This is a genomic window from Rhizobium sp. S152, from assembly GCF_030380735.1.
In the GTDB taxonomy this organism is placed as follows: Bacteria; Pseudomonadota; Alphaproteobacteria; order Rhizobiales; family Rhizobiaceae; genus Rhizobium.
Genome location: NZ_JAUDRZ010000026.1, coordinates 933,686 through 948,280 on the forward strand (window position 1 = coordinate 933,686; position 14,595 = coordinate 948,280).

The following is a 14,595-nucleotide window of genomic DNA, read 5'->3' on the forward strand; positions in this document are numbered from 1 at the left end:
GGGTCATGCTGCAGCGTTTGTCGAACACTTATTCCGGCGAAGTCACCGACGCCACGCGCAACGGCCAGCCAGAGCGTCTTGTCATCGTCAGCGATGCCTGGCACCCGCAGGTCAACGGCGTCGTCCGCTCGATCGAGAATACCAACCGCGAGCTCTCGGCCATGGGTGTCGATGTCGCCATGGTGACGCCGCAGGGCTTCACCAGTATCCCCTGCCCGACTTACCCCGAGATCCGCCTGTCGATCGCCACCTATCGCCGCGTCGCCCGCGAAATCGAGAAGCACAAGCCGTCCTATGTGCACATCGCCACCGAAGGCCCGCTCGGATTGACGGCCCGGCGCTGGTGCCTGAAGAACCGCATGCCGTTCTCCACCAGCTACCACACCCGCTTCCCGGAATATGTCTCAGCCCGCCTGCCGGTGCCGGAGAGTTGGCTCTACGCCTTCGTGCGCTGGTTCCACAATTCCGGCGCCGGCTGCATGGTGGCAACGCCGAGCCTGGCGCGCGAACTCGCCGCCCGCGGCATCCGCAACCTCATGCCGTGGAGCCGCGGCATCGACGCCGGCCAGTTTCATCCGGCGGAACTCGAGGAAGCACCTTTCGGCCTGCCGCGGCCTATTTTCATGACGGTCGGCCGCGTTGCGCTGGAAAAGAACCTGCCGGCCTTCCTCGATCTCGACCTGCCGGGCTCCAAGGTCGTGGTCGGCGACGGTCCCGCCCGCGTGGACCTTGAGAAACGCTATCCGAACGTGCTCTTCACCGGCATGAAGGTGGGCCGAGAACTGGCGGATATCTACGCCCAGGCCGACGTCTTCGTCTTTCCGTCGCTGACGGATACCTTCGGCAACACGATCCTGGAAGCGCTCGCCTCCGGCGTCCCCGTTGCAGCTTACCCGGTCACCGGTCCGCTCGACATCATCGGCGAGGACAGCGATGTTGGCGCGCTGGACGACGACCTGAAGACCGCTTGCCTTTCAGCGCTCACCGCCTCGCGCGAAAAGGCCCGCGAGCTCGCAATGCAATATTCCTGGGAGGCCGCCAGCCAGCAGTTCATCAACAACATAAGGGCAGCCAACGGCGTCATCACCCCGAAGTGGAAGAAGGCCTGGCAATACGCCAGGACGCTGCCGCGGCGGAAGACGGCTGATGCCGCGGGACCGATGAAGTCAGGGGCTTGACGGCAAAAGCCCGGCGGCGCCCGATCGCCCTACTTCGGCTGAGGCTTCCGGCGACCGCCGCTCTTCGCTTCGTACGGATTGTCCTTCTCGCGATACATGATCCGGATCGGCACGCCCGGCATGTTGAAATCCGTGCGCAGGCTGTTGGTCAGGTAGCGTGTGTAGGACTCCGGCAATGCGTCGGCACGGGTGCAGGAGATCATGAAGGCAGGCGGGCGGGCCTTGACCTGGGTCATGTATTTCAGCTTCAGGCGGCGGCCGGAAACCGCCGGTGGCGGATGCTGCGTGGTGATTGCGTCGAGCCAGCGGTTGAGCTTGGCGGTCGAAACGCGCTTGTTCCACACCATGTCGGTATCGACGATCGACTGCATCAGCTTGTCGAGGCCGCGACCGGTCTGGCCCGAGATCGGCACGGCGCGGATGCCGCGTGCCTGCGGCAGCAGCCGCTCGGTCTTTTCGCGCAGATCCGCCAGCACCGCCTGCGGATCCTCGATCAGGTCCCACTTGTTGAAGGCGAGCACGGCGGCACGCCCCTCGCGGATAACCAGATCCGCCAGCTGCAGGTCCTGCTTCTCGAACGGGATGGTGGCGTCGAAGACGATGACCACGGTTTCGGCGAAACGGATGGAACGCAGCGAATCGGCGACGGAAAGCTTCTCCAGCTTCTCGGTGACGCGCGCCTTGCGGCGCATGCCTGCCGTGTCGAACATCTTGATCGTGCGGCCGCGCCAGTCCCACTCGACGGAGATGCTGTCGCGGGTGATGCCGGCCTCGGGGCCGGTCAGCAGCCGGTCCTCGCCGAGGAAGCGGTTGATCAGCGTCGACTTGCCGGCGTTCGGACGGCCGATGATCGCCACGCGCAGCGGCTTGGTGTCGTCATACTCGGGCTCGTAGTCCTCGTCCTCCTCCATCTCATGGGGAAGGTCGACGTTGGTCTCGGCGACGTCTTCCTCGTCCTTGGCGTAGGCGCGATCCTTGCCGACGGCATCGACGATCGCGTCGCGAAGGTCGAGCATGCCCTGGCCGTGTTCGGCCGAAATCGGCACAGGTTCGCCAAGGCCAAGCGTATAGGCGTCGTAGAAACCGCCATCGGAGCCCTTGGCTTCCGACTTGTTGGCGACCAGCACGACCGGCTTGCCGCGACGCCGAAGCATCTCGGCCAGTTCCTTGTCGACAGGCGTAAGGCCGAACTTGGCATCGACCACGAAGAGCGAGATATCGGCCTCGTCGATCGCCGCTTCCGTCTGGGCGCGCATGCGGCCCTGCAGGCTCTCGGCATCGGCCTTTTCGAGGCCGGCGGTGTCGATGATGGTGAAGGTCAGCCCCATCAGCCGCGCATCGCCGGGGCGGCGGTCGCGGGTGACGCCGGGCGTGTCGTCGACCAGCGCCAGCTTCTTCCCGACGAGGCGGTTGAAAAGCGTCGACTTGCCGACATTCGGGCGACCGACGATCGCGACCGTAAAGCTCATTGAAATACCCTAAACTCAGCCCTGTGCGGCGGGCGCCTTGCCGGATGCGGTAATGTTATCAAGCATCATCTGGGCGCGATTGGCAACATTGCGCGGCGTCTGCGCATCGTCGACGATCGCCTGGTACCACTGGCGGGCCTGGGTCAGGTTGCCGGCCTTGTAGGCGGCAAGACCGAGCGCCTCGCGGGCGGAATGACGGAATGCGTTGGTCGGAACGGCCATTTCCTCGAGCTGGGCGGAGACCTGCTCGTAGGTGCCGGTATCGATCAAAAGCCAGCCGGCGCGCATCTTGGCGGCATCGCGCACCGGAGCCGGCGCCTTCTGGTCCTTGCCGATCACGTCGAAGGCAGCAACCGCGCCCGCCGTATCGCCCTTCTGGGCCAGCACCGAGGCGGCGCGCAGCCGCGCCAGGATCGGGTAGTCGCCGTGCCCTTCCTTCTCGAGCTTTTCTAGCGCTGCCAGCGCCTCGTCGCTCTTGTTCTCGTCGGCGAGCTTCATGGCGGCGATGAACTGGTCGCCGGTGCCCGATGACTGGTTGTTGTCCCAGTATTCGAACACCTTATAGCCGACAGTGCCGAGAACGATGAGAACGGCGAGCACGATCAGGTAGCGGCCGAACCGCTGCCACGCACCCTTCATCTGGTCGGAACGCAGTTCCTCATTGACTTCACGAATGAAGCTATCGTCGTTGAATGCCATTCTCGTCTCCGGCACGGATATGCAAAATCATGCGGGTTGCACGCACATTGTCGGGCCTTCTACCCCATTTTGCAGCCGTTGTAAGGGGGATGTGAAAGGAAAGTCACATCACGAGCGGAGAAACGCCGATCACCAGTTCGTGCAGCTTGAACAGGATGACCGCCCAGAGCACCGCGCCGACGATGACGGCGTAGAGATCATACTTGGCCGAGACGAACACTGGCAGCGTGATTTCGCCGTTGCGCAGCCGCTGCTTCATCGAGATCCGAAGCAGCACCGCCCAGGCGAGAAAGGCGCCGAACAGCACGATCGCCTCCGGCTCGCCATTGGCGAGAAGATGCGACAGCGCCCAGATCTTGATCGCTACCAGAAGCGGAAACTTGAGCTTGGCGCGGATATGCCCGGCGGGTAGGAAACCCGCCACCAGACAGATGGAGGCGATCAGCATCAGCGTCAGCGTGATATGCTTCATCCAGATCGGCGGATCGTAGAGCGTGCCATACATGCCGCGCGCCTGATCGAAGGCGTAAGCGAGGAACAGCAGCGTCACGATACTGAGGATGCCGTGGACCGCGCCCCAGACCGGCTTGCCGAGCTTGTCGATCATCGACCGGCGGAAATCCGGCACGACCACGCGGATCAGATGAAGGCCGATAAAGAGGATGAGGCTCAAGATGAGAAGCTGCATCGCTAAATTCCTGTTTTGATTATGAGACAGGCTTATCGTCGTGAGCAGGAAAATGCCAGCGGCACCGCAGCTTCGCCTCAATTCTGTAACAGAAAAGCCCGAAACAAATTGTCGCGGTGTCCATGTCTGGTTTTATGTCTCGCTCCTTGCTTTCCATTTCGCTTGCCCTCTCGCTGCTCGCTCCGGCCGCTGCCCCGTCGCTCGCACAGACCGCTGATGGCGTCGCCAATGCTGCCGCCAACACGACGGAAAAGCCGAAGCAGCTGGTGATGATCTCCTTCGACGGCGCCCACGACAACGCGCTGTGGGCGAAGAGCCGCGAGATGGCGGCCAGGAACGGCGCGCATTTCACCTATTTCCTCTCCTGCACCTTCCTGATGAACAAGGACGCGAAGAAGGCCTACCAGGCGCCGCACCAGAAGCCCGGCCGCTCCAACATCGGCTTCGCTCAGAGCGACGACGAGATCCGCGAGCGCCTCGGCAACATCTGGCACGCCCATCTCGAGGGCCACGACATTTCCAGCCACGCCTGCGGCCATTTCGACGGTCGCCAGTGGAGCGAGGCCGACTGGTCGGCGGAATACGCCACCTTCCACCGGACCCTGAAGAATGCCTGGACGGGCGTCGACCTCGAAGAGCCGAAGGGCTGGCAGGATCTGGTCGACCACGGCATCCACGGTTTTCGCGCGCCTTACCTCTCGGCCACCGCGGGCGCCGACATGATCGCGGCGGAAAAGAAGGCCGGCTTCACCTATGACGCCAGCCTCGTCACCAAGGGCCCGGCCATGCCGGTCGAGGAAGGCGGCATCATCCGCTTCGGTCTCCCCCTCATCCCCGAGGGCCCGCGCGAAAGACCGATCATCGGCATGGACTACAACCTCTTCGTCCGCCATTCCAAGGGCGAGGAGGACAAGGCCGACAGCGCTGAGTTCGAACAACGCGCCTACACGGCGTTCAAGGAAGCCTTCGACAAGCAATATTCCGGCGACCGCATCCCGCTGCAGCTCGGCTTCCATTTCGTTGAGATGAACGGCGGCGCCTACTGGCGGGCGCTAGACCGGCTGGTCAGCGATGTCTGCCATCGCGCCGATGTCGCTTGCGTGAGCTATTCGGAGGCGATCCCTGTGATCAAGGCGCGCGGGAAGCTGCAGGCGACGCCGGCTTCGGGGTTGTGATTGGGGGCTCACTTAGGGCAGTCAACGTTTTGCCGTGTAACGCCCTCTCTGGCCTGCCGGCCATCTCCCCCACAAGGGGGGAGAAGACTCGCGGCTATCGCTTGCCCAGACAGCAAACGTGGAACGAGCGGTCGCCCCCAGCGCTCTCCCCCCTTGTGGGGGAGATGCCGGCAGGCAGAGAGGGTATTTGAGCCACAGCATCAGCCCCCATAACACCACCCCGCCCCACGGGCACGACCACCCACCCCACAAAACAAATCCCTCAACCCGCTCAACACCTTGAGCCCACCACCACACATTTCTCATCCCCACCCAACCCGACTCCGCCATACTCCTCTCGTCACCGCACAGGGAGCCGGGTCGCGAACCGGAGGCTCAGCCGCTCGAAATCCGGCGTGTGGTGATGGTTGCCAAGGGAATCGGATGCCGTCAGGGCGGATGATCCACCGGCAAGACCGATCCGAGAGACGCTCCTGTCGGGTCGGGCGAACCGGAAACCGAGGTGATCGGGCAGGCGAACGACCTGACATCCAATACCACCGACAACCAATCGCCTGCCCTTCCCAATTTGCGAAGGCCGGCCGTCGCGGAGCTTTGCTGCGCGCGCGGTTTTGGCGTGCGTGGTGGGTGGGATAAGTTTGGCGCTTTGCCGGGTCATGCCCTCTCAGGCCTGCCGGCCATCTCCCCCACAAGGGGGGAGAAGACTCGCGGATATCGCTCGCCCAGACAGCAAACGTGGAGCGAGCGGCCACCCCCAGCGTTCTCCCCCCTTGTGGGGGAGATGCCGGCAGGCAGAGAGGGTCTTTTACCCCACAAACAAAAAACGCCGCGCATCCAAGACACGCGGCGTCTCCCAAACCCAACCTCACCCCAACTAGCCGTCGGCGTGAATGATCCCCTGCTCGCGCTCCAGATAGCGCTGGTCGATATCCGGCAACGGCTCGCCATCGATGGCGGATTCGAAGGTGCGCAGGCGCTTGTAGATGGAGAGCAGCTCGACGATCGTCGTCCACGAATTGACGAGATACTGGAAGGAGCCGCGCACCTGGTCGAAGACGTTGTTGATCTGCGTCATCAGGCCGAGTGTCAGTTTGCCGGCGACGATCGACGGCACCAGCACGATCAGGCTGAACAGGTTGTCGGCTTGCAGATAGAAGATGCGGGCGACGTTGAAGTACATGTAGTGAAAATAGAGCCGGAAGTAGTTGCGGCGCACATTGGCGAAGAGTTCGGCCACCGTCGGCGGCGTAGCGCGGTCGGCGTGGTCCTCGCCGTAGACGAGTTCCTTGCGGTAGGACGCCTCGACGCGCTGGTTGCGGAATTCCAGGCCCGGCAGCTTGATCCCGACGAGGCCGAGGAACACCGTGCCGAACACCGACCAGAAGATCGCCGCCCAGACGAGCGCATGCGGCACCTCGCCGATGAGAGGCAGCTCGGTGATGTTGGCGCCGATCTTGAAGAGAACAGGCAGGAAGGCGATCAGCGTCATGACGGAGCTGACGAGGCTGACGCCGAGGCTCTCGACCGTCGTCGAGAAGCGCATCGTATCTTCCTGGACACGCTGCGAGGCGCCTTCGATGTGACGCAGCTTCGGCCAGTGGGCCATGTAGTATTCGTTCATCGCCGTGCGCCAGCGGAAGATCCAGTGGCTGACGAAAAACAGGTTGAGCACGCCGACCGTGATCGCCACGAAGGCGATGCCGGCAAAGCCGAGCATGCCGAGATAGAGCTGTGAGGCGGTGACCGGCGCCGTCTTTGCCAGCGCCTGCTGGATCATGTCGTAGAACGGGCCGTACCAGGCATTGATGGCGACACTCACCTGCACCGAGAAATAGGTGTTGAAGATGATCAGCGCCGAGCCGAGCACCGACCACATCTGCCAGCGATGCGGGCTGTAGGTGAACCAGAAGCCCGCGAAAAGCGCCACGAAGACGGCGTAGTAGATGTAGAACCACAGGAACGGCGCTGACCAGAACAGGGAAACACCGATCGGCGCATCCTGTCCGGCCGGCAGCGGCGGCAGGCCGATCACAGCGCCGAGGCTCGAGCCTCCGAAATACCAGAGGAGGACGCCGATGAGTGCCCAGACGACGGCGGATGTGAAGAAGAGTTTCGGCTTCGGGAAGTAGGATAGGAACACGGGAGGGATTGCTTTCCTGAACGAGTGTCTTCGCAAGCTCTATAAGAGCGATTGCGCCGGAAATTAAGGCAGTTCGCCAAACGCGGCAATGGCCCCAAAGCATTGTTACGCAATTGTAACCGCTTAGCGCCGTTCATTGCCAAACGGCAACAATCTAGGAGAGCTTCCTGATAACAGGCACGACCAAGACGGCGCAGACGACCAGCGCCGCCGCCGCGACATAGGTCGGCGCCACGAAGCTTCCCGTGCGCTCGGCCAGTGCGCCGGCAACGATCGGGCCGACGATCTGGCCGAGGCCGAAGGCGGCCGTCATCGTCGCGAAGGCCCGGCGCGGGCTTGAAGGCACCAGCTTGCGGCCGATCTGCAGACCGTAGGCGGTGATCGCCAGGAAGGTCGCACCGAACAGCGCGCCGCCGATCAACGGCGCCACCGATGGCGGCAGCATGACGGTTGCGAGCACGCCCAGCGCTTCAACGAGAAGGGCCGCGACATAGATCCAGCCGAGGCCGAGCGGCCGCACCAACGGCTTCCAGACGAACAGTGCCACGGCCGCCGTCAGCCCGGCGATGAACCAGCAGAGGAATTCGACCACGGCACCTGCGGCGGCCATTCGGGCAATGGTGACGAGGAAGGTGGCGGTGATGACATAGCCGAAGCCGAACAGACCGTAGGAGAGCGTGACGAGCAGCATCGGCCGGCTCCACACGATCGGCGGCTCCTTTCCCGTCTGCCCGCCCGAAACAGGGCCCGCAGGCAGAAGCAGCCAGACGAGCCCGAGGCTGATCGCGGAATAGATCGCCCCGCCGATCCAGTCGATCCGCCAGGCGTCAGGGCCGCCATGCGAGATCAGACCGATGACGAAGACCATGACCGACGACAAAGCGATCCCCGCCCCCGGCCCGCCGAAATGCGCCGATTGCACATGGTCGTTGCCGGCGGCGGCGCCATGGCTGAGCACGATCGATGAGGTAAAGATCATCGCGAATGCGCTGGCAACGCCGGCGAAAAAGCGGATGACGGCAAAGACCATGACGGAATGGGTCATCGCCATCGCGGCCAACAGGATGGCGTTCGCCGCAAGCGCTGACAGCACCACCTTGCGCTCCCGCCCCGCCGCCCAGCCATAGGCAGCGAGAACCGCGCCCACGAGATAGCCGACGAAATTGGCGGACGCGACGAAACCGGCATCGGCGGCCGACAGCGGCACGCCGCTCATCATGCCGGGCAGGATCGGCGTGTATGAGAACCGCCCGAAGCCCATGGCCGCCGCCATGGCGATCATTCCGGCCAGAGCCGTGCGAAACAACGGTGCATGAGCGGGTGCGGAGGGAAGTTCATTGCGAGCCAACATGCCCCGCTTATCGCGCTGCACAACGCCGGCCGCAATCAAGATTTTCTGATCGATCCATCAATTTCAGGAATTTTCATGCCGCCCTTGAAACGCCATATCTTACGATATATGTTTTACGACATAATCAACGATACATCATAAGGAGTGATCGATGAGAGGTTTTAGAGGTGGAATGATGGGTGGCGGCGGCTTTCGCATGGGGCGGAAGTTCGCGGCCGGCGACCTGCAACTGGTGATCCTGGCGCTTTTGGCCGAACAGCCGCGCCATGGCTACGAGTTGATCAAGCTCTTGGAAGAGCGCTCCGGCGGCTTCTATGTCCCGAGCCCCGGCGTCATCTATCCGGCGCTGACCTATCTGGAAGAAACCGGCCTCGCCGAGGTCGAGGCGGAGGGCACGAAGAAGCTCTATCGCATCACCGAAACCGGCCGCAAACAGGTCGAGGAGAACAGTTCCATGATCGACATGACGCTTGGGAAGCTGGAGAAGATCGGCGAGAAGATGGCGCATGTGCGCCGCATCTTCGATCCGGAAAGCCGTCATGGCGAGCGCGAGGAAGAGGCCTTCCCCGAAGACAAGAGCGAAGTCGCCGCCGCCCGCATGCTTCTGAAGTCCGCGCTGAAGCTGCGCTATCCCTGGTCGAAGGACGAAGCCAAACGCATTGCCGGCATTCTGGAACGCGCCGCCGCCGAGATCCTGCAGTCGCCAAAGAACGACTGAACTTGACCGGATTCATCAAGCCAAACCAAGCCAGGCCGCCCTGCTCAGCAGCAGGGCGTCTCGCATTATGGGCCGCTATATCGTAAGACAGATCGTCGAAGCGATTTCACGCCTGCCCATCCGGCAGCGTCAGGATCATCGGCCCGTTGCGGGTCGCGACAACCGTGTGCTCATACTGCACGGTGGGCGCCTGCGGATCGGCATAGAGCGTCCAGGCATCGTCGCCGCCCTCGGCCCATGTGGCGCCGAGCGACAGGAACGGCTCGACCGTGAAGACCAGCCCATCCGTCATGATCCGCTTTTCGGACGGATCCGGCCATGTCGATAGCTCGCCCGGCTCCTCGTGCAGCGAGCGGCCGACGCCGTGGCTGGCGAGGTTCGCCACTAGCGTATAGCGGTTCTTGGCCGCGAACGCGCCGATCGCCTGGCCGATCTTGGCCAGCGGCTCGCCCGATTTCACCTGGTTGAGGCCCACCCAAAGCGCCCGCTTGCCGTCACGGCAGAGCTTGTCGAGCTTGGATTTCGTCGGCGGCACCACGAAGGAGGCGCCGGTATCGGAAAAGAAGCCGTCCTTCTCGGCCGAAACGTCGATATTGACGAGATCGCCCGGGCGGATGACGCGCGAACCGGGAATACCGTGCGCGATCTCCTCGTTGACGCTGATGCAGGTGGCACCCGGGAACTGGTAGCAGAACTCCGGCGCCGAGCGTGCACCGGCGCTTTCCAGCACGCGGCGGCCGATATCATCGAGCTCCTGCGTGGTGATCCCGGGCTCCAGCGACGCCGACATGATCTGGATCGCGTTGGCGCAGATGCGGCCGATCTCTTTCAGCTTCAGGAGTTCGTCTTCAGTCTCGATAATCATGGAATTCCGTTTCCGGCCTTGCCTGTGCGGCCGGTCGGCCTGCTTTCAGATCAGGAAGGAAGCACGACGCTGCGGGAAATCCAATTCATCCTTTACGCCATCATGCTCCTGCTTTAGGCGCTGGCTTTCGCCCCTTCGCCGCTCTCAGTCAATGCCTTTCTGACGATCGGCGCGACTTTCGTGCCGTAGAGCTCGATGCCGCGCATGATCTCACTGTGCGGCATCAGGCCGATCGCCATCTGCAGCAGGAAGCGGTCGTTCTTGAAGAGCTTGTGCTGGGCGATGATCTTCTCGGCCACCACTTCCGGATCGCCGACGAACAGCGCCCCCTTCGGCCCGCGTGAGGCATCGAAATGCGCCCGGTTGGTCGGGCCCCAACCGCGCTCGCGGCCGATCCGGTTCATCACCTCGGCCTGCGGCCCATAGAACTGATCGGCCGCCGTATCCGTGGTGTCGGCGACGAAGCCGTGGACGTTGATCGATGTCTTGAGCTTCGACTGGTCCTGCCCTGCCCGCCGCGCTGCCTCGCGGTAAAGATCGAACAGCGGTGCGAAGCGATGCGGCTCGCCGCCGATGATGGCCAGCGCCACCGGCAGCCCGAGCGCGCCGGCGCGCGCCAGCGACTGCGGCGTCCCGCCAACGGCGACCCAGATCGGCAGCGGATCCTGGAACGGCCGCGGATAGACGCCGCGCCCGTTGATGGCGGCGCGCGTCTCCCCCGACCACGTCACCATTTCGCTGTCGCGAAGTGCCAGCAACAGGTCGAGCTTCTCCTCGAACAGCTGGTCGTAATCTTCGAGATTGTAACCGAATAGCGGGAAGGATTCGATGAACGACCCCCGCCCCGCCATGATCTCGGCGCGGCCGTTGGAGAGAAGATCCAGCGTCGAGAACTGCTGGAACACCCTGACCGGATCGTCGGAGGAGAGCACGGTGACTGCACTCGTCAACCGGATGTTCTTCGTCTTCACGGCCGCCGCCGCCAGCGCCACGGCGGGCGCAGACGCCGCGTAATCAGGGCGGTGATGCTCGCCGAGCCCGAAGACGTCGAGCCCCACCTGATCGGCCAGCTCGATCTCCTCGATCAGATGCTTCAGCCTCTCGGCCCCCTCCGCCCCCTTGCTCCTCTCGGGATTGGGGTTGACGTCTGCGAAGGTATAAAGGCCGAGTTCCATGGCGTGCATCCCGTTGTCATCATCCTTGCAGATAAGGATGGGGCAGCAGGGGCGCAATGACAAATTCTAGAACGAATTCTTCGATAAACTTGATGAGAGAATGGCGTCAGGGCGGCCACTCAATCGAAGTCTACGGGCTTGATACCGATATCATCGAACTTGGGAATCTCGAACTCGATATCTTCTGCTCCCGGCATCGTGAGGGCTTCGATGAGGCTTGGTCGCTTGGCCTTGACCGTCGCCTCATAGATTTCGATCGACATCAGTACATAGGCCGGCTGCCCTCTGCGGGTGATGATCAGAGGCTCCCGCGCGGCGGCATGAAAAACGTCCGATCGCCGCTTTCTGTAAAATTCCCGACTGCTGATGACCGTCATGGCAACACCTCTCGTCGGGGATGTTACGACATCCCGCCCTCGCCGCCAAATCCGACTCTCATTTCAACCACTTCAGAGCCTGAACGGAATCATCCCGCGAACCGCCTCATAGCGCAAGTAAAGCCCGCCCCAGGCCATCAGCCCGAGTTAAACGCCGAACAACAGATGCGAGAATACCGGTCTCCCGACCCTCAGATGCGTGGCGATCGCGCCGCCGAGCAAGCCGGTGAGCAGGATCGCTCCCAGCACCGAGGTGCGCGGGATGGCGTATAGCAGGGCGCAGGCGAGAGTGATGATGCCGAGGCTGCGGGCCAGCATCGGGTCGGCGGAGTAGCCGAGCGCCGTCAGCGTTTCGGTGACGGGCGCGATCGGCACCAGCTTGATTGCGCCGTCGAAGACGAGGAAGGCGACGATGAGGCCGCTCAGCACAAGGCCTGCGATCGTTTGCCGGCGCGGCTGCGCCGGATTTGAATCAATGACTGCGGACATCGTCCCATCCCCCTGTTTCAACTCGTCAAATCACATCCGCGCCAGAAGCTCGGCGAGCTGGTCGGCGCATTTGCCCCATCCCTCGTGAAAGCCCATTTCCTCGTGCGCCTTCTTGTCCTCCGCCGTCCAGTGCGCGGCCGTCGCCGTGTATTTGGTGCGGCTATTGCCGAGGTCCTCGAGCAGCACGGTCGCCGTCATGAACGGCTTTTCGGATGGTACCCAGGCGCTGGTATAGGCGTCGGTGAAGACCAGCTTCTCGTTCTCGATCACCTCGAGATAGACGCCGCGATTGGGAAACTCCTGGCCCTCCGGGCTGCGCATGACGATCAGATTGGCGCCGCCGGGACGAACGTCGAGCTCGGCGCTGGCGATCGTCCACGGCCGCGGCACGAACCATTCCTTCATCAGCTCCGCATCGGTCCAGGCCCTGAAGATCTTCTCGCGCGGCGCGTCGAATTCGCGGACGAGGGTGAGTTCGTGGGTGGCGGTCATAGGTCGTCTCCTATTCGTGAAAGCACATTCGCATCAGTCTGTTGCAAGGACGCGGCTGGTTGCTCCGATCCGACATCGTACGGAAAATATCCGGAATTATTTCACCGCCGGCAGCGCCGGTGCCGCCTTGAGGCAATCCGTCTTCAGGCTATCGATCTGCCGGCGGATATGCGCGGCCTCGGGCGCCGAATGCGCCAGCGCGATCGCCCTATCGAAAGCCTCGCGCGCCTCGCGCGGGCGGCCGATCTGCTTCAACAGCCCACCCCGCAGGCCATGATAATAGAAATAGCCGTCGAGCTTTTCGCCAAGCGTCTCCACCAGCGCCAGCGCCTCCTCAGGTCCCCTGAGCTTCGACACGGCAACCGCGCGGTTGAGCGTGATAACGGGTGACGGCTGCATGCGCTCCAAGGCGCGATAGAGCAGCTCGATTTCCTCCCAGTCGGTATCTTCAGCCCTTTTTGCGCGCGAATGCAGCGCCGCGATTGCCGCCTGGAACTGATAGCTCCCCGGCTGCCGGTGGCGGATCGCCTTGTCGAGCAAAACCAGCGCTTCATTGATCAGCTCGCGGTTCCAGAGCGACCGATCCTGATCCTCCAGCAGCACGATCTCGTCGTCGGCGCTGAAGCGCGCCGGGCGGCGTGAGATCTGCAAGAGCATCAGCGCCAGAAGACCCATCAACTCCGGCTCGCCGGGAAACATCCGCAGCATCAGCCGGCCGAGCCGGATTGCCTCGTCGGAAAACGCACAGGCCTCCGCTCTGGGATCGGCCTGGCTGTAGCCTTCGTTGAAGACGAGGTAGATCATCGTCGAGACGATCGACAGCCGCTCGGCGCGCTCCGCCGCATCCGGCGTCTCGAATGGAACGCCGGCCTTGGCGACGCGCGCCTTGGCCCGGGTGATGCGCTGCTCCATGGCGCTTTCGCCGACCAGAAAGGCCCGCGCGATCTGCTGCACCGAAAGACCGGAAACGATCCTCAGCGCCAGCGCGATCTGCTGCGTTGCCGGCAGGTCGGGATGGCAGCAGATGAAGAGCAGCCGCAGGATGTCGTCGCGGTAGTTGGAGCTATCCAGCCGCTCGGCGATATCGCTCTCGGCATCCTCCGTGTCGGAGATCAGTTCCTCATCCGGCAGCGCCTGCGTCTTCGATCGCTTGCGCACCGCGTCGATACCGCTGTTGCGGCCGACGAAGATCAGCCATGCCGTCGGATCGCGCGGCGGCCCCTTTTCCGGCCAAGTCCTGACAGCGCGCAGGCAGGCCTCCTGGAAGGCCTCTTCCGCGATATCGAGATCGCGGAAGTATCTGAGCAGCGCGCCAAGCGCCTTCGGCCGAGCCGATGAGAGCGTCACGTCGATCCAGGCAATGTCCGTCATGTCGCACTCTCTCCCGGCCTGAACACGTAGAACGGCCGGATCTCATAGGATGTGGAGCCGGGATTGACGTCGGAAAGCTCCTTGGAAAAGGCAACGGCCTCGTCCAGCGTGTCGAAATCGACCACATAGAAACCAAGCAGCGCTTCCTTTGTCTCGGCAAACGGACCGTCGAGCACCAGCGGCTCTTCTTTCCCCTTGCGCACCGTGGTCGCCGCCGTCGTCGGCATCAGCCGGCCGACAGGCCCGAGCTTGCCGCTTTCGGCCAAGGGCGCCTGAACCGCATAGAGCTTCGCCATCACGGCGTCCTCTTCCTCCTTGGTCCAGGAGAAAACCCGCTCTTCATCGGCATAGCAAAGGATCGCATACAGCATCTCATACTCCTCTTCCTCAATGACGAAGGAGTAGCGC

Annotated in this window: 14 protein-coding genes and 1 pseudogene; 3 read left to right on the forward strand and 12 right to left on the reverse strand. The window is 63.1% G+C overall.

Annotated features, from left to right (window positions below; all coding sequences use genetic code 11):
• The first annotated feature begins 5 nt into the window (after nt 1-5).
• Nucleotides 6-1,178 (forward strand): glycosyltransferase family 4 protein, encoded by a 1,173-nt coding sequence (locus QTL95_RS23675; protein ID WP_289722321.1) that lies wholly within the window; start codon nt 6-8, stop codon nt 1,176-1,178.
• A 29-nt stretch (nt 1,179-1,207) separates the two neighbouring features.
• Here QTL95_RS23675 and der read toward each other — a convergent pair whose 3' ends face one another.
• The 3 genes from der to QTL95_RS23690 form a co-directional block, all read right to left on the reverse strand.
• Entirely contained in the window at nt 1,208-2,647 is a 1,440-nt protein-coding gene (der, locus tag QTL95_RS23680; protein WP_289722322.1) for a ribosome biogenesis GTPase Der, read from the reverse strand.
• Nucleotides 2,648-2,662: 15 nt separating this feature from the next.
• Entirely contained in the window at nt 2,663-3,346 is a 684-nt protein-coding gene (locus QTL95_RS23685; RefSeq protein ID WP_037184134.1) for a tetratricopeptide repeat protein, read from the reverse strand.
• Nucleotides 3,347-3,449: 103 nt separating this feature from the next.
• Entirely contained in the window at nt 3,450-4,034 is a 585-nt protein-coding gene (locus tag QTL95_RS23690) for an NnrU family protein (RefSeq protein ID WP_289722323.1), read from the reverse strand.
• Nucleotides 4,035-4,168: 134 nt separating this feature from the next.
• On the opposite strand from QTL95_RS23690, the gene QTL95_RS23695 reads away from it, so the two are divergent.
• Nucleotides 4,169-5,209 (forward strand): polysaccharide deacetylase, encoded by a 1,041-nt coding sequence (locus tag QTL95_RS23695; protein ID WP_289722324.1) that lies wholly within the window; start codon nt 4,169-4,171, stop codon nt 5,207-5,209.
• Between the two features lie 874 nt (nt 5,210-6,083).
• Here QTL95_RS23695 and bacA read toward each other — a convergent pair.
• Complete coding sequence (gene bacA, locus QTL95_RS23700) at nt 6,084-7,349, reverse strand: bacteroid development protein BacA (RefSeq protein ID WP_289722325.1); 1,266 nt, start codon at nt 7,347-7,349, stop codon at nt 6,084-6,086.
• A gap of 154 nt (nt 7,350-7,503) precedes the next feature.
• Entirely contained in the window at nt 7,504-8,700 is a 1,197-nt protein-coding gene (locus QTL95_RS23705; protein WP_289722326.1) for a YbfB/YjiJ family MFS transporter, read from the reverse strand.
• A gap of 151 nt (nt 8,701-8,851) precedes the next feature.
• Between QTL95_RS23705 and QTL95_RS23710 the strand changes: the two genes are divergently transcribed.
• Nucleotides 8,852-9,418 carry a PadR family transcriptional regulator gene (locus QTL95_RS23710; protein ID WP_289722327.1) on the forward strand — a complete coding sequence of 189 codons (567 nt, stop codon included), beginning with the start codon at nt 8,852-8,854 and terminating at the stop codon, nt 9,416-9,418.
• Nucleotides 9,419-9,524: 106 nt separating this feature from the next.
• Here the strand turns inward: QTL95_RS23710 and map are convergent, their stop codons facing one another.
• The 7 genes and pseudogenes from map to QTL95_RS23745 all read right to left on the reverse strand — a co-directional run bounded on the left by map (nt 9,525) and on the right by QTL95_RS23745 (nt 14,558).
• Entirely contained in the window at nt 9,525-10,283 is a 759-nt protein-coding gene (gene map / locus QTL95_RS23715) for a type I methionyl aminopeptidase (RefSeq protein ID WP_112536873.1), read from the reverse strand.
• A 113-nt stretch (nt 10,284-10,396) separates the two neighbouring features.
• Nucleotides 10,397-11,458, reverse strand: a complete 1,062-nt coding sequence (locus QTL95_RS23720; protein WP_289722328.1) for an LLM class flavin-dependent oxidoreductase — start codon at nt 11,456-11,458, stop codon at nt 10,397-10,399.
• Between the two features lie 119 nt (nt 11,459-11,577).
• A complete protein-coding gene (locus tag QTL95_RS23725; RefSeq protein WP_289722329.1) occupies nt 11,578-11,835 on the reverse strand; it encodes a type II toxin-antitoxin system Phd/YefM family antitoxin in 258 nt (85 codons plus the stop codon).
• 72 nt (nt 11,836-11,907) lie between these two features.
• A pseudogene (locus tag QTL95_RS23730) lies at nt 11,908-12,324 on the reverse strand (DoxX family protein).
• A 30-nt stretch (nt 12,325-12,354) separates the two neighbouring features.
• Nucleotides 12,355-12,816 (reverse strand): SRPBCC family protein, encoded by a 462-nt coding sequence (locus tag QTL95_RS23735; RefSeq protein WP_289722330.1) that lies wholly within the window; start codon nt 12,814-12,816, stop codon nt 12,355-12,357.
• A gap of 96 nt (nt 12,817-12,912) precedes the next feature.
• Complete coding sequence (locus QTL95_RS23740) at nt 12,913-14,187, reverse strand: RNA polymerase sigma factor (RefSeq protein WP_289722331.1); 1,275 nt, start codon at nt 14,185-14,187, stop codon at nt 12,913-12,915.
• Complete coding sequence (locus tag QTL95_RS23745; protein WP_289722332.1) at nt 14,184-14,558, reverse strand: YciI family protein; 375 nt, start codon at nt 14,556-14,558, stop codon at nt 14,184-14,186. Before QTL95_RS23745 ends, QTL95_RS23740 begins: the two co-directional genes overlap by 4 nt.
• Nucleotides 14,559-14,595 lie beyond the last annotated feature (37 nt).

Coding starts and splice junctions, on each gene's coding strand:
- QTL95_RS23735 (WP_289722330.1), bottom strand. CDS start 12,816: ATGACCGCCACCCACGAACTCACCCTCGTCCGCGAATTCGACGCGCCG.
- QTL95_RS23685 (WP_037184134.1), bottom strand. CDS start 3,346: ATGGCATTCAACGACGATAGCTTCATTCGTGAAGTCAATGAGGAACTG.
- der (WP_289722322.1), bottom strand. CDS start 2,647: ATGAGCTTTACGGTCGCGATCGTCGGTCGCCCGAATGTCGGCAAGTCG.
- QTL95_RS23710 (WP_289722327.1), top strand. CDS start 8,852: ATGAGAGGTTTTAGAGGTGGAATGATGGGTGGCGGCGGCTTTCGCATG.
- QTL95_RS23690 (WP_289722323.1), bottom strand. CDS start 4,034: ATGCAGCTTCTCATCTTGAGCCTCATCCTCTTTATCGGCCTTCATCTG.
- QTL95_RS23675 (WP_289722321.1), top strand. CDS start 6: ATGCTGCAGCGTTTGTCGAACACTTATTCCGGCGAAGTCACCGACGCC.
- QTL95_RS23705 (WP_289722326.1), bottom strand. CDS start 8,700: ATGTTGGCTCGCAATGAACTTCCCTCCGCACCCGCTCATGCACCGTTG.
- QTL95_RS23720 (WP_289722328.1), bottom strand. CDS start 11,458: ATGGAACTCGGCCTTTATACCTTCGCAGACGTCAACCCCAATCCCGAG.
- QTL95_RS23725 (WP_289722329.1), bottom strand. CDS start 11,835: ATGACGGTCATCAGCAGTCGGGAATTTTACAGAAAGCGGCGATCGGAC.
- QTL95_RS23745 (WP_289722332.1), bottom strand. CDS start 14,558: ATGCTGTATGCGATCCTTTGCTATGCCGATGAAGAGCGGGTTTTCTCC.
- QTL95_RS23695 (WP_289722324.1), top strand. CDS start 4,169: ATGTCTCGCTCCTTGCTTTCCATTTCGCTTGCCCTCTCGCTGCTCGCT.
- map (WP_112536873.1), bottom strand. CDS start 10,283: ATGATTATCGAGACTGAAGACGAACTCCTGAAGCTGAAAGAGATCGGC.
- QTL95_RS23740 (WP_289722331.1), bottom strand. CDS start 14,187: ATGACGGACATTGCCTGGATCGACGTGACGCTCTCATCGGCTCGGCCG.